We start from the raw sequence: 25,801 nt of genomic DNA, 5'->3' as shown, positions 1-25,801 counted from the left end.
GGTGAACGAGATGCAGGTAAAAATTAAAGACGTGGCCAAAAAGGCGGGCGTATCCGTAACGACCGTGTCCAGGGTGCTGAACGGGGAGAAATACGTCAAAGACGATCTCAAAGCCAAGGTGAACCGGGTCATCGAAGAACTGGGATACGCTCCGAGTCAAATCGCCCGCAGTTTGGTGCGCAAAAAAACGAACCTCATCGGAGTCATCGTCCCTGATCTAACGTCCAGCTTCTATTCGACGATTCTGAGCAGCATCGAGGAGCGGGCGAGCGCCAACAATTACAATCTGCTCGTCTGCAACATCAGCGAAGATATCGACAAAGAGTACAAGTACTTAAACGTATTCCAGGAGATGCGGGTCGAGGGCATTATCATCATGCACGAGAAAATCAACGAGCAAATCCGCGCTTTCATTCATAAAATCAATACGCCGGTCATATTCTCCAGCGTTAAGCCGATGGACCAGAAATTCATCTCGGTCATCGTCGACGATTACGCCGCCGCTTACGAGGCGACCCGTTATTTGATCGAGCAGGGGCATGAGACGATCGGATTTATCGGCGGGGACATGAGGGACGTGACGTCCGGCCAGAACCGGTACAGCGGCTACCGCAACGCGATGTCGGACTTTAACAAGAAGCTCGTGTTCGAGCATATCCGGTTCGGCGATTACAAGGTACAGAGCGGTTACGATCAGATGAAGGAAATGCTGAGCGCCGGCAATCCGCCTTCCGCGGTATTCGCGGTCAGCGACGACATGGCCGTCGGCGCCATGAACTGCATCCGGGATCACGACTTGCAGGTGCCGGAAGACATTGCGGTCATCGGTTTCGACGGAAGCCAATTGACCGAGCTTGTGCGCCCCACGCTGACTTCGATGGAGCAGCCGATCCACCAGATGGGCAAGGTGACGATGGACGTGCTGCTGAAGCTGATCGCCGGCGATACGCCTCCAGAAGGCGACGTTGTGCTGGAGCATCGCCTGGTCGTTCGCGAGAGCTCGCGCAGCCGGTCCGAACAGGCAGAAGAGAAAAGTTGAACATGGAATAGGAAAAAGCAAGCAAGCCAACGGGGAAGTGAAAACTGTGAAACCATATGACGCAATCGTAATCGGCGATGCCAACATCGATCTGGTCGTCGCGGGGTGCGAGCAAATTCCCGGACCCGGACAGGAGGTATTCGTCCCCAATATGACGCTGCACGTCGGCGGGGGGGCGGCCTTGTTCAGCCTGGCGCTGGCCAAGCTCGGATTAAAAATCGCATTCAACGGGATTCTCGGGGAAGACGGTTTCGGACAATTCGTCCGGAATCAATTTTCTCTTTATGGAATCGATACCAGATATATTCGCTCCAGCAGGAAGAACAACACCGGAATTTCCATCGCCATCAACCCGGAGAAGGACCGCTCCTTCATTACTTACGCGGGCACCAATTCGGAGATCAGTCTGAAGGAGCTGGACATGGACAGCGTCGCTTCGGGGCGGCACGTTCATCTGACAGGCTACCGCGGCAGCTACAATCATCGGGAATACGTGGACATGACGCGGAAAATCAAGGCGCTGGGGCTGACGACTTCGCTCGACGTAGGGTGGGACGACACCGGGGAGTGGTATGACGGGATCTTCGAGCTGATGGGCGAGGTTGACGTCTTCTTCATGAACGAAGTCGAGGCGAAGAACTATACGGGGCGCTCGTCCATGGAGGAATGTCTGCGGGAGCTGTCCCGGCACAGCCGCCATATCGTGCTCAAGCTCGGCTCCAAGGGGGCCGTCGCGGCGGTCGGCGGAACGACGACGTATCGCTCCGGCTTTCCGGTAACCGTCAAGGATACGACCGGTGCGGGGGATTCGTTCAACGCCGGGTACATTTACGGATTTCTGTCCGGACTCGGCACGGATCAGTGTCTGCTGTACGCGAACGCTTGCGGCGCGATGTCGGTCAGCCAGTACGGGGGGAATACGGGAACCCCGGACGGACCGGCTCTGGAGCAATTCGTTGCGGAGAAAATCGGTTATACGACGGACAGTTGGCAAGTTGTGCTCTGAATAGGCGGCGAGAAGGGTTCCAGACGAGGAGGAGGAGAACGCATGAGCGTCGATTTGAAATTCAACGAGCAAGGTACGTTCAAGATCGTGCAGTTTACGGATATGCATTTCGGGGACGACAAGGAGGAGGATCGCGTCAAGGACGGCAAGACGGCTGCGCTCATCGAACGGATTATATCGGAGGAGAAGCCGGATTTGATCGTGCTGACGGGCGATATGATCTGGAGCCACGGCGTTCCCGATCCGAAGGCGAGCTTCCGGCGAGCGATCGCTCCGGTCGTCGCTTCCGGTCTGCCTTGGGCAGCCGTGTTCGGCAATCACGACGCCGAAGCGGGCGTGACGCGGGAAGAGCTGCTGGACATCCAGCAGCAATACGAGACATGCCTTTCCGTTGCCGGCCCGGCTGACATCCATGGGACCGGCAATTATGTATTAACGGTGCGGGGAAGCGGCGCCGAAGGGGGTGCGGAGGCTTTGGCGCTGTACTTCTTCGATTCGGGCATCAACGCCCCGGAACCGATCGGCGGGTACGCCTGGATTCACCCCGATCAGGTGAATTGGTATACGCGGCAAGCCCGGCAGCTGGCGGAACGGGCGGGGACGGGAATAGGGGCAGGAGCAGGAGCAGGAGAAGAAGCAGGTTTTCCGCTTCCAGCGCTCGCGTTCTTCCACATTCCGGTGCCGGAATACGACGAGGTATGGAACGCCGGGCAGGCGACGGGCACGAAGGAAGAGAAGGTCGAGTGTCCGAAGATCAACACCGGGCTGTTCGGCGCGATGGTTCATATGGGCGACGTGATGGGCGCGTTCGTCGGACACGACCATGACAACGATTATTGCGGGACTTTGCACGGCATCCGCCTCTGTTACGGGCGAGTGACGGGCTACAACTGCTACGGCAAGCTGCAGCGCGGCGCGCGAGTCATTCGGCTGACGGAAGGCAAGCGGGATTTCGAGACGTGGATCGTCGAGGCGGACGGAGGAATCGGGCGATGAACTTCGAGCTCGTCGAGGCGTGGAGTGCGGGAGCCGCGAACTTCTTGGACCTGGCAAGCGTTGCGGGCGATACAGACGTCGGGAGCGCAGCGGGGGTTGCGGATGTCGCGGGCGTTCGGAGAGCGGATGCCGCAATCGTCGGAAGCGATGCAGGTGCTGCTCGGGCAGCAGACGCCGGGTTCGATACGCTGGTCGTTCCCGTCTTCGCGGAAAGCTTGCGGCGGATGCCGGAAGGGCTGGCATCGCCGAAGCTGCTTCCCCGCATGGCGGACAGGTACGCTACGACATGGATGTACGGATCGGGCGGACAGCCTGACGTGCTGCTCCTCGGCATGGGCGAGGCGGCTAAGTATGGCCCTGATACGCTGCGGGACGCGGCAGGGGAAGCAGGACGCGCGCTGCTGCGGGAAGAGCGGAGGACAGCCGTCGTGACGTTCGCGGCGCTGGCTTCCGTAGACTCGTCCTGCGGCCGGGAGCCGGATAACGTCGAAGCGTGGGTAGAAGGAGCGCTGCTCGGCGCTTATTCCTTCGACAAGTATAAGAAGGACGCCAAGGCGCGGGAGGGTGTGACTTTCCGGCTTGCGGTCGGCGACGGCACGGAGTTTGCGGCAGCGGTTCGTATCGGGAGGGTGCGGGCCGAGAGCACGATGTGGGCGCGCGATCTGACCAACGAGCCGCCGAACCGGCTGCGTCCCCGCGATCTGGCGGCAAGAGCGCAGGAGCGGTTTTCGGACACGCAGGCGCAGGTGACCGTCTACGAGGGAGAACAGTTGGAGCGGATGGGCTTTGCCGGTGTCGCTGCGGTCGGCAGGGGCAGCGAGCATCCGCCCGTGTTTATCGAGGTGCGCTACTACACTGACCCGTCGAAGCCTCTGGTCGCGTTGATCGGAAAAGGCATCACCTTCGATACGGGAGGGATCAGCCTCAAGCGCGACAACGATATCAGCGATATGCGCATGGATATGGCCGGCGCTGCAGCTGTGCTCGCCGCGGTGGACATTCTCGTGCGCAGCGGAGCGGCCGTCAACGTGGCGGCGCTCGTGCCTGCGGCGGAGAACAGCCCTTCGGGACGGGCTCTGCTGCCCGGGGAAGTGATTGCCTACGCGAACGGCTTAACCGTACAAGTCGGCAACACCGATTCGGAAGGGCGGCTCGTCCTTGCGGATGCTCTGATTCGTGCCCATCGCATCGGCGCGGAGCAGGCTGTCGACGCCGCGACGCTGACCTATTCCGTCGTCGGCGCGCTCGGCTCCAAAGTGGCGGGCATTCTCGGCGACGATGAGCTGGTACGGGACGTTCGGGCCGCGGGAGAGCCGTTCGGCGAACGCCTCTGGCAGCTTCCGCTCGTCGACGAATATGAGTCCTATCTTGACAGCGATTACGCCGATACGAGCAACATCAGCCGAGTGGGCGAGGCCAGTGCGATTACGGCCGCTTTGTTTTTACGCAAGTTCGTGCATCCTTCGCTGAGATGGGCGCATATCGATATGAGCGGCACGAAGGAAGCGCCGTCCGCCAAGGGTCAGAACGCGGTCGGGGCGACCGGCTTCGGCGCGCGGTTGCTGGCCGAGTATGTCGCGAAGAGGAACTAAGCGGATGGGAGGCAGGAGGAGGAAATGAAAACGATACGTTTAACGATGGCGCAGGCGCTGCTGGCCTTCTTGGACAATCAGTATGTGTCCGTCGACGGACGCGAAATCAAGTTCGTACGCGGCGTCATGGGCATTTTCGGTCACGGCAACGTGACCGGCATAGGGGAGGCGCTGGAACGCCGGCCGGGAGAATTGCAGTACGTGCAAGGCAAGAACGAGCAAGGCATGGCGCACGCGGCGACGGCGTTCGCCAAGCAGAACAACCGCACGCAAATCTACGCTTGCACCTCGTCCATTGGACCGGGAGCGCTGAACATGGCGACGGCCGCGGCGACGGCAACGGTCAACCGGATTCCGGTGCTGCTGCTGCCCGGCGACAACTTCGCCTCGCGGCAACCGGACCCGGTGCTTCAGCAGTTGGAGGTTGCTTCCGACTATACGATGTCGGCGGTGGATGCGTTTAAGCCGGTCAGCCGATACTGGGACCGAATCGTTCGTCCGGAGCAGCTGATGACGGCCGTTCTTCAGGCGATGAGAGTGCTGACCGACCCGGCGGATACGGGAGCGGTTACGCTGGCTCTGCCGCAGGATGTGCAGGCTGAAGCTTACGACTACCCGGCCGATTTTTTCGCCAAGCGGGTTCACCGCATCGATCGGCGGCCCCCGTCGAAGGACGCAGTGAAGCGCGCGGCCGAGCTGGTCGCGGAGGCGAAGCGTCCGCTCATTGTTGCGGGCGGGGGCGTACACTACTCAGGCGCGACCCGGGAACTGCTCGGGTTCGCGGAGGCTTTCGGCATTCCGGTCGCGGAGACGCAGGCGGGCAAGAGCGCCATGCCGTGGAATCATCCGCTGAACATGGGGGCGCTTGGCGTAACCGGCTCGCTGTCAGCCAATCTTCTAGCGAAGGAAGCGGATTTGGTTATCGGCGTCGGGACGCGATATTCCGACTTTACGACGTCGTCCAAGTCGGCGTTTCGCCCCGGAGAGGTTAAGGTGCTTAACTTGAACGTGAACGGCGCGGATGCGGCCAAGCTGGACGGAGAAGCGATGACGGCGGATGCTCGCGAAGGACTGCTCGCTTTGCGCGAGGAGCTGGAGAGGCGAGGCTATCGGGCGCAATACGCGGAAGGAGAGTTAGATCGGCGAAAGGACGTGTGGGACCGGGAAGTCGACCGGCTGTACGGGGACGCGCATCCCCATGGTTTGTCCCAGACGAGAGCGCTCGGCATCATCAACGAGACGATCGACCCGTCGGCGGTCGTCGTCTGCGCGGCGGGCAGCCTTCCGGGCGACCTGCACCGCTTATGGCGCTCGTCCGAACCCAAGACCTATCACATGGAATACGGTTTTTCCTGCATGGGGTACGAGGTCAGCGGCGCTTTCGGCGTCGCGCTCGCCGAGCCGGACCGAGAAGTCTATGCGCTCGTCGGCGACGGAGGTTATTTGATGCTGCACTCCGAGCTCGTGACAAGCTTGCAGGAAAACCGGAAAATCACCGTCCTGTTGTTCGACAACCACGGCTTTCAGTGCATTCACAACCTGCAGCGCGGTCACGGCAGCGACGGCTTCGGCAATGAGTTCCGCTATCGCTCTCCGCAAACCGGGCGGCTGACGGGGGACTACATGCCGATCGATTTCGCGGCGCACGCCCGCAGTCTCGGCGCAAATGCGTATAAGGCGACGACACCGGAGGAATTGAAGGAGGCGCTGCTTCGCGCGAAAGCCGAGACCGTGTCGACGCTGATCGAAATTCCGGTCGTGCCCGGAACGAATACGTCCGGCTACGAATCGTGGTGGCGCGTCGACGTTCCGGAGGTGTCCGTGTCGGACAAGGTAACGGAAGCCCATAGGGAGATGCAAGCGAAAATCCGGGAAGCGGGGTCTTACTGATATGAGCGGCATGACTTTCGACCATTCGAAGAAGACGGATTTCGTCGCCATCGGCCGGTTGTGCATCGACTTGAACGCCAACGAGATTAACCGTCCGATGGAGCTTACGTCCACGTTCACCAAATACGTCGGCGGGTCGCCGGCCAACATCGCCGTCGGCATGGCTCGGCTGGGAATGCGGGCCGGATTCGTCGGCAAGGTAGCCGACGATCAGATGGGACGGTTCATCACCGGATATCTGGAACGCTGCGGAATCGAGACTTCCGGCGTGACGACGGACCGGACGGGAGCAGTGACGGGGCTCGCGTTCACCGAGATCAAGAGTCCGGCCGAATGCAGTATTCTGATGTACCGGGACAATGTCGCCGATCTGAAGCTTCGGCCCGAGGAGGTTCCGGAGGCGCTGATCGCCGGGACGAAAATGCTGCTCATTTCCGGCACGGCGCTGGCCGCCAGCCCTTCGCGGGAAGCGGTGTTCCTGGCGATCGAATACGCGCGTAGGCACGGCGCCGCGGTCGCCTTCGATCTGGATTACCGGCCGTACACTTGGTCGACGGAGGCCGAGACGGCCGTCTACTACAATCTGGCGGCGGAGAAATGCGACATTATCGTCGGCACGAGGGAAGAGTTTGACATGATGGAGCGGTTTGAGCGCAATCCGGAGCGTCTGGACGGGATCACGGCGGCCAAGTGGTTCAATCACGCCGCGCGGATCGTCGTCATCAAGCACGGCAAGGACGGTTCCATCGCCTATACGGAGGACGGAGCTTCACATCGCGCGGTCAGCTATCCGGCGAACGTCGTCAAGACGTTCGGTGCAGGCGACTCGTATGCGGCCGGATTCCTGTACGGATTGATGCAGGGCTGGGACATCTCGCGCTGCATGTCGTTCGGAAGCGCGGCCGCGTGCATCGTCATCTCCAGCCACAGCTGCTCCGAAGCCATGCCTTCGGCCGAGCAGGTTCACGACTACATCGCGCGCTGCGAGCGCGGGGAGATCACAGCTTCCCAGATATAGAGGAGAGAGGAATGAAACCGATGACCAAGGTTACGGAATCCGCGGGCGCCGAGGCGCTTCGCAACTATATCGGCGGAAGATGGAAGCCGTCGGTGTCCGGAGTATCGGAGCCGGTGTACAATCCGGCGACGGGGGAAGTAATCGCAAGCGTGCCGATCTCGACGAAGGACGAGGTCGATGCGGCGGTTCGCGCAGCGCAGGAGGCGTTCCGGACATGGAGCCGCACGCCGGTGCCGCGGCGCGCACGCGTGTTGTTCAAATACCAGCAGCTGCTCGTGGAGCGCTGGGAAGAGCTGGCGCGCATCATTACGCGGGAGAACGGCAAGAGCTACGCGGAAGCCTATGGGGAAGTGCAGCGCGGCATCGAATGCGTCGAGTTCGCAGCTGGCGCGCCGACCCTCATGATGGGCAAGCAGCTTCCGGACATCGCCTCGAACATGGAGTCGGGTATGTACCGCTATCCGATCGGCGTCGTAGGCGGGATTACGCCGTTTAATTTCCCGATGATGGTGCCTTGCTGGATGTTCCCGCTGGCGATCGCCTGCGGCAATGCGTTCGTGCTGAAGCCGTCGGAGCGGACTCCGCTGCTGGCGCAGCGGCTGGCCGAGCTGTTCGCGGAAGCGGGCTTGCCGGACGGCGTGCTCAATCTCGTTCATGGAGCGCGCGACGTCGTCAACGGCATTCTTGAGCATCCCGGCATCGCGGCTGTCTCGTTCGTCGGTTCGCAGCCGGTGGCGGAGTACGTCTACAAGACAGCCACCGCGAATGGCAAGCGGGTTCAGGCGCTGGCCGGAGCCAAAAACCATTCGATCGTCATGCCGGACGCCGATCTCGATGCAGCTGTCACGCAAATCGTCAACGCAGCGTTCGGCTCCGCAGGGGAGCGATGTATGGCTTGTGCGGTCGTCGTGGCCGTCGGGGATATCGCCGACCGTCTCGTCGACAAGCTTAAGCAGGCTGCGGATGCGATTACGATTGGCAACGGCTTGGAGGAGGGGGTGTTTCTCGGGCCGGTTATCCGGGACTCCCATAAGGAGAGAACGCTTGGCTATATCGAGGCTGGCGAGCGCGAAGGGGCTAAGCTGCTGCGGGACGGACGCGAGGACGCCGCTGCTGGCGGAGAGGGCTATTTTGTCGGTCCGACGATTTTCGATGACGTCAAGAGCGAGATGAGCATCTGGCGCGATGAAATTTTTGCTCCGGTTTTGTCGGTCATGCGGGCGGAGTCGCTGGATCAGGCCATCGAGATCGCTAACGGCTCGGATTTCGCCAACGGCGCTTGTCTGTTCACCGTAAACGGAAGCCACGTAAGGCAATTCCGCGAGACGATCGACGCCGGCATGCTTGGCATTAACGTCGGCGTTCCCGCTCCTATGGCGTTTTTCCCGTTCTCGGGCTGGAAAAAGTCGTTCTACGGCGATCTTCATGCCAACGGGCCTGACGGGGTAGAGTTTTACACGCGGAAGAAAATGGTGACCGCTCGATGGTAAGATTGGGAGCCGTCGCACAGGATCGGGGAGGGAATGTCGATTGAGCAAGCTGATCGTAACGCCGGAGTCTACGCCTGATGCGCACGGACGCGTCCTGGCCGTCACCCCGGCTTCGGCGGGCTGGAAATATGTCGGGTTCGAGGTGTTTCGCCTGCTGCCGGGTCAGACGCTGAGCCGGAGTACGGGCGACAACGAGGCTTGCCTCGTTCTGCTGAGCGGCAGAGCGGACGTTAGGACAAATCGTGAGATCTGGGTAGGCATCGGGCAGCGGATGAGCGTATTCGAGAAAATACCGCCGTATTCCGTGTATGTGCCCGCAGACGATACGTACGAAGTTACGGCTTTGACGGAGCTGGAGCTGGCCGTATGCCTCGCACCCGGTACGACGCGTCTTCCCGCTCGACTCATCGAGCCTGTCGATGTCGGAGTAGAGCTTCGCGGCAGCGGCTCTACCGAGCGGCTGATTCATCATATATTGCCCGAGTCGGAAGCGGCCGACAGCCTGCTTGTCGTAGAGGTGTTTACTCCGGACGGTCACTGGTCCAGCTATCCGCCGCACAAGCACGACCGCGACGCGCTGCCGGATGAATCGCTGCTGGAGGAGACGTACTACTACCATGTGCAGCCCGAGCAGGGCTTTGCCGTGCAGCGCGTCTACACCGACGATTTGGCGCTGAACGAGACGTTGGCCGTGCGCGACGGCGAGGTTGTGCTTGTACCGAAGGGGTATCATCCGGTATCTGCGCCTCCCGGCTACGAGGTGTACTACTTGAACGTAATGGCCGGGCCGGTTCGCACATGGAAATTCCACAACGATCCCGCCCACGCATGGCTGATGCCGCCGCGCAAATGAGAACGGAAACGATCTCTCTTCGCGGTCGCCCGGAAGTCGAGTTGACGGCCTATTTGCTGGACCCTTCGTCGGAGCTGCGCAACGCGGTTCTTCGGCCGGCGGTGCTCGTGTTTCCGGGCGGGGGCTATCGAGGCCTCTCTGACCGCGAAGCCGAGCCGGTCGCCATGGCATATTTGGCGGAAGGCTATCAAGCGTTCGTGCTGCGCTATTCCGTGCGAACCGAGTTTCCCGAACCGCTGTTTGACGCGGAGGAGGCGCTTAGTGTCATCCGCAAGAGGGGCGCAGAGTGGGGCGTGGATCCGGAGCGAATCGCGGCGATGGACGAGATGGGCATTCCGTTCGAGGCGCATATTTTCCAAAACGGCGGCCACGGCCTATCGCTGGCAAAGGCGCATACGTCGGGCGGCTACCGCTCGAACGTTAACTTGCGATTCGCCGAATGGTTTGCGCTCAGCGTCGGATGGCTGCGCGAGGTGCTGGGAGATTTCTCGTCCGATGAGGACAATTCCGTTCCGAAGGCGCGAGACACGGGCCGCTATGGCATCGATGTGGCTATGGGCGGAATGCTGGCGCGGCAGGAATGCCGCGCGGCCATTTTGGAGTTTTTTCCACAGTTGAGCGATAAGAAGCAGGCGGCCAGAGCTTCTTCTTATTCTCTCAGCATCGTTAACGAAGCGCTTCCCGTTCCTCACCCGGCCGACCGGATGAAGGAGCTGGACCGCAGTTTGCGGCAAATTGCGCTGCAATGAACCGTTGTTGAACCTCATGGATCTCGCTAGGGCTGTTCCAATGCATGTTGGAGAAGCCTTTTTTAACTCATTTCCTTTCCTTGACCGACTCTTTCGCGGATTTCGGACGGATAGCAGCCGTAATGCTCATGAAAAAGCTTCGTGAAATGCCGGGTGCTGAAATAGCCGACCGCTTGGGCGACCTCGTGCACCTTGATGCCGGACTTCGTCAACAGCAGCTCCTTCGCTTTCAGCATGCGCGTATTCGTTAAATATTTTACAAAAGTAACGCCATGCCGTTTACGGAACAGCGTGCTTAAATAGTTTGGCGTCACGTTAAATTCTCCAGCCAAGGTTCCAATCGCAATATCTTCCATATAACGCTTATCGACGAAATCGGCCACTTTCTGAATGACGTCCGTCTTATCTGTCTGCATTGAAGTTCCGGACTCGGACAGCAGCTTGTCTCCTTGATTGTGAAGACAATGGAACCATTGAGTCGGGGACATGTCCGCCCGCACCTCGGAGCCGATGGATTCGGCCAAATAGCGGCAAGCATGACGAAACGGGACGACATCCCGAAAGAACGAATCGCAATTCAGCTTTTTCAGGGCGGCGACTTTCTGCAGATAGCTTACATAATCTTTTGATCGAAACAGATTGATCAATTGCTCAAGGCCCTCAGCGACGTACAGTCTATCTGGCTTATCGCCCTCGGCTCGAAGCTGAAGGGCTGTCAACGGATCGTGAAACGGAAAAAACGCGCGCAGCGGGGACAGTGCCCGCAGCTCCTCGGTTCTCCTAAGCAATGCGGATAAATCCTCGCATACTCCGGTTTTCGCGACATGGACGGCAAGATTGGAATTGCGACTTAAGACGGAATACGCTTGCCGTTCAATAGCCTCGAACAGCGTTTCATAGCCATTACGCTCGCGGGACATGGCCCAATAGATAGAGAGCGAATCGGGCTCCGGACTGACGATTGCGCTTCGAACCTCTTTGAATTCCGTCTTCTTCGCTATTGACTGCTGTATATCCGCAGCCAATCGTTGGAGAACGTCTATCTCGTTCGGCTTCGAATCGGGATTGCAGAGGTACAGAGTCGTTCCGGACAAACGGTAAGCGTCGAAGCCTGCAGCATCCGCGACCTTCTGTGATCCCAAGAGGCGAAAGCGCATGGTCATCCAATGCTCGAACTCGTAGTTCAAGTAATAAGCGGATTTATTTTGTTCTTCGATCGCCTCAAGTACGCACTTCTCCACTTCCTCGGGATCGGCGGGCTTTAGCAGGTAGCGGCTCGCGCCCAAACGAATGGCCTCCTGGGCGTATTTGAATTCGGAAAAGCCGGTCAGGATCACCCAGCTTGCGCCCGAGGCATGCGCTTTGCCTTGGCGTATCGCTTCCAGGCCGTCCATCTTCGGCATGCGGATATCAACAAAAATCAAGTCCGGCGATGTTGTCCGCGCCAGTTCTAGCAATTCTTCTCCATTACGGGCTTCGCCCACGATTCGAATCGGAAGCGGCAATTCTTCCAGCATGCTTCTTAAGCTTGAACGGATCAATCTTTCGTCGTCGGCGAGAATGACGTTCATTCTTTTCACTCTCCTAGAGGAATCTCGATGATGGCGGCAGTGCCCTGTCCGGGACAGCTTTCCAGCCTGAACGCAGCGTACGGGTAATGCATTTTCAAACGTGCCTCGACATTGCTGAGGCCGATCCGGGACGAAGCGGATCCGGCCCCGGTATCGAAACCTACGCCGTCATCCCGGACCGAAATACGGGCGATGCGGAGGCCGTCTTTGACGGTCGATTGCGCGGTAACCTCGATGTGATTGTACTTATCGTCGGGCTCGACGCCATGAATGATCGCGTTCTCGACAAGCGGCTGGATCAGCATTTTCGGAATTGAGAGGGTGGCCAGCGATTCGTCGTATTCGATGCGTACGGAGAGTTTCTCCTGGAAGCGGAGCTGCTGCAGAACGCCGTATCTTTCGAGAAACCGGAATTCCCTCTCGATTGTCGACTGCTGGTTTTCCTCCAGACTGTAGCGCATCATCGAACTAAGTGACAGAATCGCCTTCTCCAGTTCTTTGCTTTTGCCTTCCCGATTCAAGCCGATGAAGCCGTTTAGCGTGTTGTATAGAAAATGGGGCTGAATCTGCGATTGCAGCGCCCGATACTCCGCGTTGTTCTGGGCGATCTTCATTCTTAGTTCCTGGTTGATCAATTCGTCAAGCCGGGAAATCATGTTGTTCAAGGAAATGCCAAGCTGGGCGATCTCGTCCCGTCCTCTTGCAAGAAACCTTTCGGACATATCTCCTTTTTTCACTTTGTTCATGATGGAGTTCATTTTTTTGAACGGCTTGACGATCCAACGGGAGAAATAGAGGAAAACGCCCAGTGTAACGAGCAGAGCCCCGGCAGACAGCAGCAATGCGATGACATAAATCCAGCGAACTTTGGAATTGAGTTCTTCATTGGACAAGAATACGACGATTTTCCAATCCGCAGGGGCGATCGAGCGCGAAATCCCCGTAAAGGCAGCGCTTGAATAACTGTCGCCGTGCTTGAAGCTGGCGAGCCCCGCGCGCAGTTCATCCGGCAACGAGTTGTTGGCATACAGCACCTGTTGGTTCTGGTCGAGAATCACGACGGTGGAAGAGACGTTAAACGCGATGTCCTTGGCGATTTTCTCCAAAATCTTTTTGTCGGCATCCGCAACGATGACAGCCAGAGGTTTTCTCGTGTCAGGGTCCCTGATCAGCCGGGCGACGGAGAACACCTGCGGCGCCTTCGAGTTCGACAAGTAGTTCTGCGCGTGCAAGCTGGTAAATACAGCGTTGCCGTTCGCCTCCACCGCGGCCTGAAACCACTCTTCCTGTTGAAAAGGAAAATCGTTCACGAGGTCGAACTGACTGTACTTGCTCGTCAAGTACGGACGCCCATCGTTCGGAATGATGATCGTGCTCAGAATGTCCGGACGCGTGTTAATCAAGTAGTTCGGCAGCGTTCCGGTCAAGGCTCGATCCGTCTCCAAACGAATGTAGGCATTCGCCGTCTCGTATCGATTATTGGCTTTGATTTTCAGCGCGGTCATGACATCGTCGCTCAGGTAAGGAGAGGTGGACAGGCGGTCCAGATCGTCTAAATAAGTTTCGATATTTCGAGAAAGCGCATTCAAAGTTCCGCTTGTCAACGTCTGCGTCTCTTTCGATAGCAATCCTTGAATATAGTAAGGCAGCGCGAATGCCGAAATGACGAAAGGCACCACGATGAACAGCAAATAAAGAAGCGTAAGTTTAAATCTCAACGTCTGAAAAAGCCTCATAGGAATCTTCCTTTCTTATTTAATAAACATAGCCCGATCCGCTGCAAGGGTCAACGTATATTCGGACTAGTGTAGAAAAGAGCGCTTTCATTGTAGATTTGCATCATGTCGAAGAGGGGCCGAACGATTTATGATAAGGTTCGTAAGGAGAGAATCCTACAACACACCGACCACATAGGGGGATGGACATGAAAAAAACGAAACTGCTTTTGCTCGCCGGCTCTCTGATGCTCACTTCGGCACTCGCGGCTTGCGGGTCGAACAACGGTAACGGTTCGGCTTCTTCATCGCCGAGCGCATCCGTAGCCGAATCGCCAAGCGCTTCTCCGAGTGAATCGGCATCCGCGGAAACAGGAAGCGGCAAGCCGGTCACGCTGAACGTCATGACGAACATCAACGATCAGCAAGCCAAAGTGCTGGAGGATATTGCAAGGGCTTTCGAGCAGGAAAATCCGGATATTAATGTCGAATTTTCCGCTCCGGGAGCGGAGTACGAGAACATTATGAAAGTTAAAATGGCGTCTAACGCAATGCCGGACGTCTTCTCCACTCACGGATGGTCGAAAATTCGCTATGCCGATTATTTGGCGGATCTGAAAGACGAAGCTTGGGTAAGCCAGATCGACGAGGCGATTAAGCCGGCAGTAACCGACGAATCCGGCAAAGTGTACGTTCTCCCGATGGATCAGGACAAATCCGGTCCAGTTTACAATGCAGATGTGCTGGAGAAGTTCGGCATTGCGGTTCCTAAAACTTGGGATGAAATGATTCAAGCGGCCGAAACGATCAAGACGAAGAGCAACGGGGAAGTCACGGCTTTCCATATCGGCGGAGCCGACTCCTGGCCGATCGGACAATTTTTCGATTTCTTCGCTACTCCGGCATTCATCAGCGCGGAGAAAAACAATGCGAGCCAGTTCCTGGATGGCACGTTCGATTGGGCTCAATTCGACAAGCTGCCGCAAATGTTCCTTGATATGCAGACGAGAGGGTATTTGAACAAAGACGTTCTGACCGCCAAGTATACGGATTCCGCGAAAGCGTTTGCTGAAGGTAAAGCCGCTTTCGGGATTTACGGACCTTATCTGATTGACGAAGCGAAGAAAATCAACCCGAACCTCAAGGGCGGCCTGATGCCGATTCCGTCCATCGCGGCGGGCGACCAGCCTACGCTGGCCGGCGGTGAGAAATCAACCTGGGGGGTCTGGAAAGATTCTCCGAACCTCGAAGCGGCCAAGAAGTTTGTCGCTTTCTACGCCAAGCCGGAAAACGTTGCGAAGGTCGCAACGTCGCAAATTTTGCCACCGGGTCTCAAAGGCGTCACCATCGACGCTGGAGAGTTAACCGACGATTTCGAACAGTACAAAGACCTGCGCGTCATTCCTTATTTCGATCGCGTCTACCTGCCTAACGGAATGTGGGACGTCATGTGCAAGAACGGCCAAGACCTGCTGGCCGGCGGAATCACCGTTCGCGAGTATTCCGAAAATATGAAACTGGAATACGAGCGCTTGCGTTCAGCCCAGTAATCGGAGGAGGTCCGGGGCCGTCCCCGATGCGGCTTTACAGCTGCCGGCGGCCGACCTCGGACTTAAAGACGATGAGACAGGGATTGGAGGAGAAGGAACCATGCCGTCATCACCCGCAATAGAACGTACCGCAACGAAAACGGCGGCGAATCAAGGTTTCGTCCGCAAGTATTTTCAATCGGCTTCTGCCTTGAATCTGATGTATTTGCCGGCTTTGGTTCTGTTCGGCGTATTTATCCTGTACCCGCTCGCCAAAGGGGTCCAAATCTCTTTTACGAACTGGAACGGGTATTCCCAGGATTATGCTTGGATTGGCTGGAAAAAGTACGAGCTGATGTTCCAGGATAAGAAAATTATTACGACTTTCAAGAACACATTGATCTATGGACTAGGGAGCACGCTGCTGCAAAATCTGCTTGGCCTAGCCTACGCTTTGTTCCTGGATCGGAAAATTCGCGGCCTGGGATTCGTCCGGACGATCGTGTACATGCCGGTTATCATTAGCCCGCTCATTATGGGATATATTTTCTACTTCATGTTTCAGTACGACGGAGGGGCGTTAAACGACCTGGTCGTCTTGCTCGGCAAGGAGCCCGTAGATTGGCTGGCGAACGGTCCCCGGGCGGTCTGGATCATTACATTCATCAACACCTACCAGTATATGGGGATTGCAATGATCATCTACCTTGGGGGGCTGCAATCGATCTCCAAGGAGTATTACGAGGCCGCGCAGATCGAAGGGGCAGGCTGGCTGTCGCAATTCGCCAACGTGACGTGGCCCTTGCTCGCTCCGGCGATCACCGTCAACGTCGTGCTAAATATCATCGGCGGCCTGAAGCTGTTCGACGTGATCGTAGCGCTCACGAACGGCGGTCCCGGTTACGCCTCGCAGTCGCTGTCCACGATGATGTACAATCTGTACTTTGCTAGACAGGACGCAGGTTACGCGGCGGCGCTAGGCAACGTAATGTTCCTCGTCATCTGCTTCATCAGTCTGTTCGTCCTGTTCGGGCTGCGGAGAAGAGAGGTGCGGGCATGAGCCGAATCGCCGGCCGCCTGCTTCTGGCGGCGATCGTAGCCCTCCATCTCGTGCCATTTTATTTGCTGCTCAATCTTTCTTTCAAACCAATCACCGATACGAGCAGCAAGTGGCGACCTTCGGAGGCTTTTTCCTTCGACAACTTCGCAAGCGCATGGACGGAGGCTCACTTGTCGCGGGCGCTGTCGAGCAACTTGATCATAACGATCGGAGCGATTGTGCTAGTCGTATTGATCGGCTCGTTCGCCGCGTACCCTCTTGCCCGTCACCGGACGCGCTGGAACAATTTTATCTACATGCTCAGCATTTCCTGTTTGATCGTGCCGGGCTTGACGATTCTCGTTCCTCTGTACAAATTCATGGTCGACATCGGAGGAATGAATCAATACTGGGCTGTTATCCTGGTTCAGGTGACATTCGCGCTTCCGCTCTCGATCTTCCTGATGACGGGGTTCATGGGCACCGTTCCGAAGGAGCTGGACGAAGCGGCGCTTATCGACGGCTGCAGTCGGTTCTCGATCTTCTTCCGGATCGTGATGCCGCTTCTGAAGCCGATCGTTGCGACGCTCGTCATCGTGCTGGGCGTGCAGATCTGGAACGATTATCAGTTCTCGGTGTTTTTCCTGCAGAAACCGAGCGTGCAGACGATTCCCGTCGCATTGTCCGGATTTATTACGCAGTACCATAGCAACATCAACTGGGTCGCGGCGGGCTGCCTCATCGCGATGCTGCCGATGACGTTAACGTACTTGTTCCTGCAAAAGTATTTCATTAAAGGGATGGCGGACGGGGCGGTCAAGGGCTAAGCGGCCTCTTTCGAGAGACAAGGCCGGTCGGACCGTGAATAGGCAGGGAAATTGCCGATTTCGCGGTATTCGACTGGCTGAGAGTTTTGTGGCCCCTTCAAGGAAAACGCTTACAATTATTAAGGCTTACATTCATTGGTGAGGAGAGTGTCGTATGAAGAAGTGGCTAGCGTTAATCCTGACTTTCGCACTTCTGCTTCCGGGGGGCCTGTCGGGGGTTCCCGGAGCCAAAGCGGCGGGAACGGAAACAGCCGTTTATTTGAGCGATCTGAACTGGATTTCGGCGACGTCCGGATGGGATAAGCATCCCGTTCAGAAGGACAAAAACGTGAACTCCGGGTCGATCAGGCTCGTCGGAGGAGCGACGTACGCCAAAGGGCTTGGCACGCACGCGAATTCGGAGATCGTTTACTCGCTTGGGGGCGGATATTCCCGATTTCAGGCGATCGCCGGACTGGACGCTTCCAAATCCGCCGGAAGCGTGACCTTCGCCGTCTACGGCGACAACACGGAGCTGTTCAACAGCGGCAAGCTGACGGCAAGCAACCCGTCGGCGCCGATCGATATCCCGGTCGCCGGCGTACAGACGCTTCGGTTGCTCGCGACCGACTCCGGCGACGGCATCTCGAACGACTGGGCGAACTGGGCCGACGCACGGCTGATTCAAGTCCGAACGGCCGCATCCATGCTGTCCGAGCTTCGGATCGACGACGTTCCGATCTCCGGATTCGCCCAGGACGTATTCGATTACGCAGTTGAAGTCGAAGAAGGCGGACCGGTGCCAACAGTGACCGCGACGGCGCTGGATCCCAACGCTGTAGTGACGGTTCAGCCGGCTGCCTCCGTGCCCGGAACAACGATAATTACGGTCGCGAACGGGACGGAAACGTCGATCTACAAAATCGCCTTTAAGCTGAAAAACGTCGTCTATTTAAGCGATCTCTCCTGGACTTCCGCGACAAGCGGATGGAAAACGGTCCAGAAGGATTTGAACATTGGCGGCGGCCCGATGACGATGATGGGCAAGACGTATGCGAAAGGCTTGGGCACGCACGCCAACTCCGTCATCCGGTACGACTTGAATGGCCAGTACAGCCGGTTCAAGGCCGATGTCGGCATCGGCCGAGCGGATACGCCGCAATCGTCGGTTGAATTTTTCGTCAAATGCGACGGACGGGTTTGTTATTACAGCGGGGTCATGTCGAACGAGCATCCAGACGTTCAGAAGATCGACATCCCGGTGGAGGGCGTCAACTCCCTGGAGCTTACGGTTACGGACGCCAACGATACAAACAACAGCGACTGGGGGAACTGGGCCGACGCGCGTTTGGAGAAGGCGGAGCCTACAGGAACGCTGCTCAGCGGGATCTCCGTGAATGGGGCGCCTTTGGCGGGATTCCTTCGGGGAGTGAAGGAGTACGACGTCGAGCTGCCGACGGGAACGACGGTTGTCCCGACAGTAACGGTCGTGCAGGAGGATCCGGAAGCGTCCGTTCAGATCGTTCCCGCGGACTCGCTGCCCGGAACGACAACGATAACGATAACTAAGGGAGAACGCTCTACGACCTATTCGGTTCATTTTACGCTGCTGGATCCGGGGCTGAAAACGGTGGAGCTCTCCGCCGACAAAATCGAAATCAATCCGCTCTTGAATCCGGGAGAGGTTGCACGGTTATTGGTCAAAGCCGTGAACGGAGACGGAAGCGAAGTCAATCTGAACGATCCGGGCGTACAGGTTGAATATACGATTGAATCGACCTACAAGAGCAGCGAAGCCGAAGTCGCCACTGTCGACGCGAGCGGTATCGTGCATCCGGTTAAAGACCCTTCCGGCCAATGGGTGGGCGGCGTGGCGAAGGTCAAAGCGAAGGTGACCGCCGACGGCAAAACGAAGGAAGATACGATGAACGTCATCGTTCGTCCGTTCTATATCGATTACAGCAAGACGCTCGTCATGAAGTATTTTCTCGCCCGGGACGGCGCCGTCAGCTTGACGCTCGATCAGGCGCTAGAGGCGACAAAGAAAATCGACAGCCTTACGCGGGGCATTCCGAAGATCGTCTACCTAGTCGGCTGGCAGTTCGAAGGCCACGATTCGAAGTATCCGGCTTGGAGCGAAGTCAACAAGGGGCTGAAAAGGCCTCAAGACGCGACGGCCGAGGATAGCCTGATCTGGCTGATGGAAGAGGCGAAGAAGTACAACACGACGATCAGCCTGCATCTGAACATGACGACCGCGTTCCCGGACAGTCCGCTGTGGGATACGTACGTCGCAGCCGATCTGATCGGCAAGGTCGGAGCGGCGGATGCCGGTACGTACAACGGTAACGTCGTGAAAGAAGGCGATTATACGATCTACGGCGGAAGCTACGCGATCTCGTATTATCGCGATTGGAACTCCGGGCTGCTGCAGCAGCGGATCCAGGATCTGATCAAGATGCTTCCTCCGCTGAAGGATGGACGGACGATTCACTCGGACGCCTTCCATCTCGTGATTCCAAGCTCGACCAATCCGACCGGCAAAAACCTGAAGCTGAGCGGATGGCATCAGGCGCGAGAAGGGTATACGAATGCCGACGAAGTGAAAACGATGCGTAAGATCTACCAATATTGGCGCGATCAAGGCTTCGACCTGACATCTGAATTCGTCGATAGCTATCGGAACGCGGAGGGCATTGCGGAGACGTTCGTCGGCCTGCAGCCGATGGCCTGGCACTTCCGGGGCATCGCCGCATCCAGAGAATGGTCGCTTAACGTTCCGGCCAGCCTCTACACCGGGGGCGACGGGCAAGACGCCCGCTACGGGTTCTCGATGCTCGGAGAAGGCCGGGTTAAGGAGAACAATCTGACCGCTTTGAACGGCTTTCTGCAAGACTTCGCGCTGAATACGCTCCCTTGGTATTACTTGAATCGATTGGAGCGGCTGTCGGACGACGGAATGACGGTACGTTTTTCCGGCGGCGTCCAGAGCTACATGGACGGGGACAAAGTCACGATTAAGCAAGGAGACAAAGTGCTGCGAAGCGGAGACGACGTGTTCCTCCCAGCGCTGTGGTCCGGAACGGACAAAGAGATCATTGCCTACAGTAAAGCGGGTTACGCATCGAAAGTATGGTCGCTCCCCGACGAGTGGTCGGGCGTTACGAGCGTGGACATTTACAAGCTGACGGTGGCCGGTCTTGTCGCGGAACAAAGCAACGTTGCTGTCGCTGACGGCAAACTGGCGTTGACACTCGCGGCGGACAGCGGAGTCTCGATCGTTCCTGCGGGAACGGACGTGAACGCCGTCACAGGAGTTGCGCTTGACAAGGAGCATGTCGACTTGCGGGCGAGTGAGACGATCCGCCTCAACGCAACGGTCCAGCCTTTGAACGCGGTTAACCGGGACATCGTATGGACATCTGTCGATCCTTCGATCGCGACGGTCGATTCGAACGGCATCGTAACGGCCGTTACGGAAGGGCAGACGCTGATCACCGCAACGACGTCGGACGGACGTCATAGCCGAACTTCGGTCGTCCGCGTCGAGCTGCCGCAGGTTGCCGCGCCGAAGGCCGACGTCCTGTCCAAGACGTATTACGAAGCCAAGACGGTGACGCTTTCAACGGATACTCCGGGGGCTTCGATCCGTTATACGATCGGCGGGGCCGAGCCAAACGAGGCGAGCACGCTGTATACGGGGCCCATCCAACTGCCCCAGGGTATCACCGTCATCCGGGCGATCGCCGTCAAAGAGGGCATGAAATCTAGCGATTTCGCTTCTTTCGCTTATCAGATCCAGCTTCCTACCGATACGGCGGAAGTCGTCGCCCAAGGTCTGACAACAATTGCGGCTCCGGCTGCGAATGCCGTCCGGCTGGTCTTGCCTGCCGTGCCGGCCGGATTCACGGTAGCCGTTAAGAGCTCGGACAAACCGGACGTCATCGCTTTGGACGGTACGATCGTACCTCCGTCCGCGAGCACGACGGTGAATCTGGTTCTCGAAGTGACCCGGACTTCCGACGGCACGAAGGCTTCGACCGGAAACCTGAGCGTTGTCGTTCCCGCTAAGGAAAACAGAATTACGCTGCAATCCTCCAACGCGTTATTGAACGATACGTTCGCATGGGCCACGGGGCAGGCGTTAAGCTTCGTGCAGACGGGCAAGAAAGGGCCGGTCAACGTCAATAACGGAGGAGGCCAACCGGGACCGTTCGAATATATTCCTTCGTACTGGGCGGGATACAAGCATCGGACGGCATTCTACAGCCGGGACTTCGTTCATCAGGCGCCGGGCGCTCATATGATCGGCCTTGAGAACGAGAACCTGAGCATGTTCCGGACTTTCGCCAAAGGGATGACCGAGGCGAGGAAATGGTACACCTTGTGGGCCTATAACTTCGACGGTTCGAATTATACGATCGACTGGAGAAGCGATACGAACTTCGTGCGGGAAGTACCGGCTCAGTTCGAGCTCGTAGAGAAAGCCTACAAACAATATTTGTGGACCGGCAACGACGCCTATATCAACGATCCCGACCTGTGGAATTTCTATACGAAGGTCGTGACGGATTACATCGCGTTGCACGATACGAACGGCAACGGCATCGCGGAAGGAACCGGAAAAGGGATCTTCTCCGGGGCGGCGAGCTATAACGAAAGAAGCGACGAGCCGATCATCGAAGCGGGCGACGGTATCGGTTCGCAGTACCAGGCTATCCTGGCTTACGCGAACATGCTCAAAGCGAAAGGCCTGGCGACTGAGGCGGAAGCGGCATTCTCTCGGGCGGAAGCGTTGAAGAGCTACTTTAACGAAGAGTGGAGCGTCAAGCCGGGAGACGAATCCGGGAATTACGCCCGGGCCCTTAACGTCGACAATGTTACCAAGTATACCGATTTCGGCAAGGAGAACAGCTGGTTCATGCCGATGAAGCTCATTACGGAGCCGGGCAAGAAAAACGCGGACTATCTGGATTACATTTCCGAGCAGATCGGAGACGGCTTGAAATATGCAAACCCTACCGCGAGGGCCACGCTAGATAAGCCGAATTCTCCGGCCAACATCGAAGCCTATTCCTACTTGCCGGATACTTTCTATCCGTATAACCGGGTGAACGAAGGATGGAAATGGCTCAAGTTCCTGATGCAAACGAAGGATTACCGCCATGAACAGGCTAGCAGAGGAACTTTGACGAACGGGGAATATCCGGAAATCTCGTATACGATCATAGGCAACGTCATCGAAGGGGTGATGGGCATCGAGCCGAACGCTCCGAAGCATGAGGTTGCCACCGCCCCAAGGCTTGCCGGCGAAGTTCCAGATGTGCGCGTGGAGCATCTAGCTCTTGGGGACCACCTGATCGGCGTGGCGCACACGGGGAACGCCAAGACGGAGCTCAGCCATGAACAAGGCTCGCAGCCGCTGGCTTGGGAAGCGCGTTTCTACGGGAACTTCCCGACGATCCGCGTGAACGGAGTCGAACGTCCGGCACAGCATAAAACAGTCAACGGCGTCAAAGTCAGCTATGCCGTAACAACTGTGGAAGCCGGATTGTCCGTCGTGGCGGAAGCGCTCGCTACAGGAACAGCGGAGAAAGCGGCCGTTCCTTCCAGCGATCGTCCATCGGGCAGCTACGATACGACGTTGAGAATCGAGCTGACGTCGGCGACTCCGGGCACGGAAATCTATTATACGCTGGATGGATCAATGCCAACGAGGGATTCGCTGCGCTATACAGGAGCGTTTATCCTGCAACGAACGGCCGATTTGAAGGTATTCGCCGCAAGCGAAACGATGCTGGACAGCGAGTTTGCGACTTATTCGTATCAGATCAATGCGCAGACCGTCATCGGCCCGCAAGCCGATCGAAACCCTGGCACGTATAGCGAGCCGATTTCGATCGAGTTAAGTACCGCGACGGAAGGGGCGGAAATCTATTACACGACGGACGGCACGACGCCGACCCGGAACGCAACGAAGTACGAAGGTCCGATCGAGATCGCGCGCACGACGACGATCAAAGCCATCGCGCTGAAGGAAGGCTGGGCGGACAGCGCCGTATCCGTCTTGACGTACGCGATCGTCCTGCCGAAAGCGGAAGCACCGACCGGGAACATGCCGTCCGGTCGCTACGATAGCCCCGTCGTCTTGACGATGGAGTCCGGCTTGGAGGGCGCTGAAATTTACTACACGACTGACGGTTCAGTCCCTACTACCGCGAGCGAGCGGTATTCAGGCCCGATCGCAATATCCGCGACCACTCAAATCAAAGCGATCGCGGCCAAATACGGCTACGAGAACAGCGCGGCGGTTACGTTCGCTTACTTGATCGTCCCGGATACGCTTCCGGATCCGGCCGACGAACCGGCTTACTTGTCCGATATGGAATGGGTAAGCGCGACGAGCGGTTGGTCGGGGCGTCCTCCGCTGAAGGATCGCGCGATCAACGGCAGCAGCACCAAAATCAAAATTAAAGGCCAAACTTTTGAAAAAGGGATCGGAACCCATGCGACTTCGGAGATCGTCTACGAGCTGGGAGGCAAGTACGGATTGTTCAAGGCAGTGATCGGCATCGACGACGTGAAAAACGTCTTGAACTCTCCGAGCACGATGTGGTTCGAGGTACTTGGAGACGGGGTATCCCTCTACAAGAGCCCGACCCTGGAAGCTGTCGGCGGCCCGGTGGCCGGCATCCCGATCGAAGTTGACATTACGGGGGTTAACGTTCTGACCCTTGTCGTGAACGATGCGGGCACGCCGGTTAACAATCCGACGAATAGCGATCATGCAGACTGGGCAGACGCCCGTATTATCCCAAGAGAGCGCAGCGCTGCAGAAGTCGCAAAAGCGATCGCATCGATCGCGGCTCCGGCGAAGGATGCGATTGTCCTGACGCTGCCGAACGTACCGACGGGCTTCGAGATCGCCATTGAGTCGTCGAGCAATACTAGCGTGATCGCGTTGGATGGCAAAGTAACGCCTCCGGGTAAAGAAACCCTCGTAACGCTTGTACTGGAAGTGACGAATACCGCCGACGGTTCGAAAGCGAGTACCGCTCCGTTAACCGTCGCTGTTCCGGCAAGAACGGATACTTCGCCGGGTAACGGAAATAACGGCAACAATGGTAACAATGGTAACAACGGCAATAACGGCAACAATGGCAATAATGGAAATAATGGTAACGGGAATGGCAACGGCAAGCCGAAAAATCCCCATGCGGTCCAAGAGTCCGAGCTGACCTCTCCTGTAGGGAAAGAGGCCGTCATCGTGACGGCACCGGCTTCGGCGGACGCGATTGTCGTTCCGGCGAACGCCGCGGCAAAGCTGGGGGATCGCCAGATTCTGATCCGAAGCGGCGATCTTGCGATCGGTTTCACCGGAGAAATGGCCGAATATTGGCTGGCGCAGCTGCCTGCTTCCGAGCGGAGCGAAGCGAAGCTGGTCCTGGAAATCGAACCGCTCGCGGAATCGTCTGTCAAGGCGCTGCTGGCCAAGGAGCAAGCGAAAGGAAACGCGCACTGGAAAGCGTCGGGCTCCGTCTTCGAGCTCTCGTTAGTTCTGGAATCGAAAGACGGCAAAACCGCAGTTCCGTTATCTCGGCTTGACAAGCCGATTACGATTCGAATGAAAGTGGACTCTTCCGTCGATGCCGATCTTGCAGCCATCTATTACATCGCGGACGAAGGAACGCTGAACTATATCGGCGGAGAACCCGTAAACGGATATTTGGTTGCGGAAGTTTCCCATTTCAGCAAATACGCGGTACTGGAAATGAAAAAACAGTATCTCGACGTTCCAGCCGGCCATTGGGCCGAAGCGGCGATTCGCAGAATGGCGGCGAGGGGCATCGTGCAAGGAGTAAGCGAGGAAGCGTTCGCTCCGAGCAAGGTTATTACCCGCGCGGAATTCGCTGCGTTGCTCATTCGGAGCCTTGGCTTGAAGGATAATTCCCGGAGAGCCGATTTTGCGGACGTTTCGGAAAAGGCATGGTATTTCGATGCCGTGTCCATAGCGAGTGCTGCGGGCCTTATTCAAGGGAAAACAGCGGCCCGATTCGATCCGAACGGGGTCATTACTCGCCAGGAAATGGCGGTTATGATAGACAGGGCCGCTGCATTAATCAAGGATACGAGAGGAAGCGCGATTTCCAGTCTCCCATTCGCAGATCAAGCTGACGTGGCCGTTTGGGCCTCGGATTCCGTAAGCTCGGCCGTCTCTCTCGGGCTGATGAACGGAACGGGCGGCGGCAACTTCAGGCCGGAGGCGACTTCGACCCGCGCCGAAGCCGTCATGGTCATTGACCGATTACATGGAATGAAGTGATGTTCAAGGAAACGGCCGATTCCGGCATAGCGGAGTCGGCCGTTTCTTTTTGAAATTAAGCCATGGACGTCCGAACAAAGCAGGAAGCGGTAACCGGGGACACGGCAATCTTCATCAAACCTTCATCGAAGTTCGCTTGTATGAAGTTCAATAATTCAGTATCCTATAGCTAATATGCATGACCC

15 protein-coding genes are annotated in these 25,801 nt (G+C 57.4%); 13 read left to right on the top strand and 2 right to left on the bottom strand.

The features are described 5' to 3' along the window. The first annotated feature begins 10 nt into the window (after positions 1-10). From ACESLM_RS06910 to ACESLM_RS06870, 9 genes are read left to right on the top strand one after another with little or no spacing between them, the layout of a single operon-like run. Positions 11-1,039, top strand: a complete 1,029-nt coding sequence (locus ACESLM_RS06910) for a LacI family DNA-binding transcriptional regulator (protein ID WP_372630827.1) — start codon at positions 11-13, stop codon at positions 1,037-1,039. Positions 1,040-1,085: 46 nt separating this feature from the next. Then, positions 1,086-2,045 carry a carbohydrate kinase family protein gene (locus tag ACESLM_RS06905; protein ID WP_372630826.1) on the top strand — a complete coding sequence of 320 codons (960 nt, stop codon included), beginning with the start codon at positions 1,086-1,088 and terminating at the stop codon, positions 2,043-2,045. Between the two features lie 42 nt (positions 2,046-2,087). Further along, positions 2,088-3,041 carry a metallophosphoesterase family protein gene (locus ACESLM_RS06900; RefSeq protein ID WP_372630825.1) on the top strand — a complete coding sequence of 318 codons (954 nt, stop codon included), beginning with the start codon at positions 2,088-2,090 and terminating at the stop codon, positions 3,039-3,041. Beyond that, positions 3,038-4,633 (top strand): leucyl aminopeptidase family protein, encoded by a 1,596-nt coding sequence (locus tag ACESLM_RS06895; protein ID WP_372630824.1) that lies wholly within the window; start codon positions 3,038-3,040, stop codon positions 4,631-4,633. Before ACESLM_RS06900 ends, ACESLM_RS06895 begins: the two co-directional genes overlap by 4 nt. 24 nt (positions 4,634-4,657) lie before the next feature. Then, positions 4,658-6,523, top strand: coding sequence for a 3D-(3,5/4)-trihydroxycyclohexane-1,2-dione acylhydrolase (decyclizing) (gene iolD / locus ACESLM_RS06890; protein WP_372630823.1), 1,866 nt, complete (start codon positions 4,658-4,660; stop codon positions 6,521-6,523). A gap of 1 nt (position 6,524) precedes the next feature. After that, a complete protein-coding gene (iolC, locus tag ACESLM_RS06885; RefSeq protein WP_372630822.1) occupies positions 6,525-7,541 on the top strand; it encodes a 5-dehydro-2-deoxygluconokinase in 1,017 nt (338 codons plus the stop codon). Positions 7,542-7,561: 20 nt separating this feature from the next. Beyond that, positions 7,562-9,031: a CoA-acylating methylmalonate-semialdehyde dehydrogenase gene (locus ACESLM_RS06880; RefSeq protein ID WP_372630868.1), complete on the top strand. Its 1,470-nt coding sequence runs from the start codon at positions 7,562-7,564 to the stop codon at positions 9,029-9,031. A gap of 40 nt (positions 9,032-9,071) precedes the next feature. Continuing rightward, complete coding sequence (gene iolB, locus ACESLM_RS06875) at positions 9,072-9,884, top strand: 5-deoxy-glucuronate isomerase (protein WP_372630821.1); 813 nt, start codon at positions 9,072-9,074, stop codon at positions 9,882-9,884. Beyond that, positions 9,860-10,633, top strand: coding sequence for an alpha/beta hydrolase (locus ACESLM_RS06870; protein WP_372630820.1), 774 nt, complete (start codon positions 9,860-9,862; stop codon positions 10,631-10,633). The genes iolB and ACESLM_RS06870 overlap by 25 nt, the downstream gene beginning before the upstream one ends. A 62-nt stretch (positions 10,634-10,695) precedes the next feature. Here the strand turns inward: ACESLM_RS06870 and ACESLM_RS06865 are convergent, their stop codons facing one another. Further along, a complete protein-coding gene (locus ACESLM_RS06865) occupies positions 10,696-12,204 on the bottom strand; it encodes a response regulator (RefSeq protein ID WP_372630819.1) in 1,509 nt (502 codons plus the stop codon). 5 nt (positions 12,205-12,209) lie between these two features. Next, on the bottom strand, positions 12,210-13,922 hold the full coding sequence (locus ACESLM_RS06860; RefSeq protein WP_372630818.1) for a cache domain-containing sensor histidine kinase: 1,713 nt from the start codon (positions 13,920-13,922) through the stop codon (positions 12,210-12,212). A gap of 206 nt (positions 13,923-14,128) precedes the next feature. On the opposite strand from ACESLM_RS06860, the gene ACESLM_RS06855 reads away from it, so the two are divergent. From ACESLM_RS06855 to ACESLM_RS06840, 4 genes are all read left to right on the top strand, one after another. Continuing rightward, positions 14,129-15,469, top strand: a complete 1,341-nt coding sequence (locus tag ACESLM_RS06855) for an ABC transporter substrate-binding protein (protein WP_372630817.1) — start codon at positions 14,129-14,131, stop codon at positions 15,467-15,469. A gap of 199 nt (positions 15,470-15,668) precedes the next feature. Then, positions 15,669-16,508 carry a carbohydrate ABC transporter permease gene (locus ACESLM_RS06850; RefSeq protein WP_372630867.1) on the top strand — a complete coding sequence of 280 codons (840 nt, stop codon included), beginning with the start codon at positions 15,669-15,671 and terminating at the stop codon, positions 16,506-16,508. Continuing rightward, on the top strand, positions 16,505-17,314 hold the full coding sequence (locus ACESLM_RS06845; RefSeq protein ID WP_372630816.1) for a carbohydrate ABC transporter permease: 810 nt from the start codon (positions 16,505-16,507) through the stop codon (positions 17,312-17,314). The genes ACESLM_RS06850 and ACESLM_RS06845 overlap by 4 nt, the downstream gene beginning before the upstream one ends. Before the next feature lie 154 nt (positions 17,315-17,468). Beyond that, positions 17,469-25,616 carry an NPCBM/NEW2 domain-containing protein gene (locus ACESLM_RS06840; RefSeq protein ID WP_372630815.1) on the top strand — a complete coding sequence of 2,716 codons (8,148 nt, stop codon included), beginning with the start codon at positions 17,469-17,471 and terminating at the stop codon, positions 25,614-25,616. The last annotated feature ends 185 nt before the right edge of the window (positions 25,617-25,801 follow it).

The sequence above is a fragment of the Cohnella sp. genome (genome assembly GCF_041641335.1).
Classification (GTDB): domain Bacteria; phylum Bacillota; class Bacilli; order Paenibacillales; family Paenibacillaceae; genus Cohnella.
This window is presented reverse-complemented; position numbering and strand designations above follow the sequence as displayed.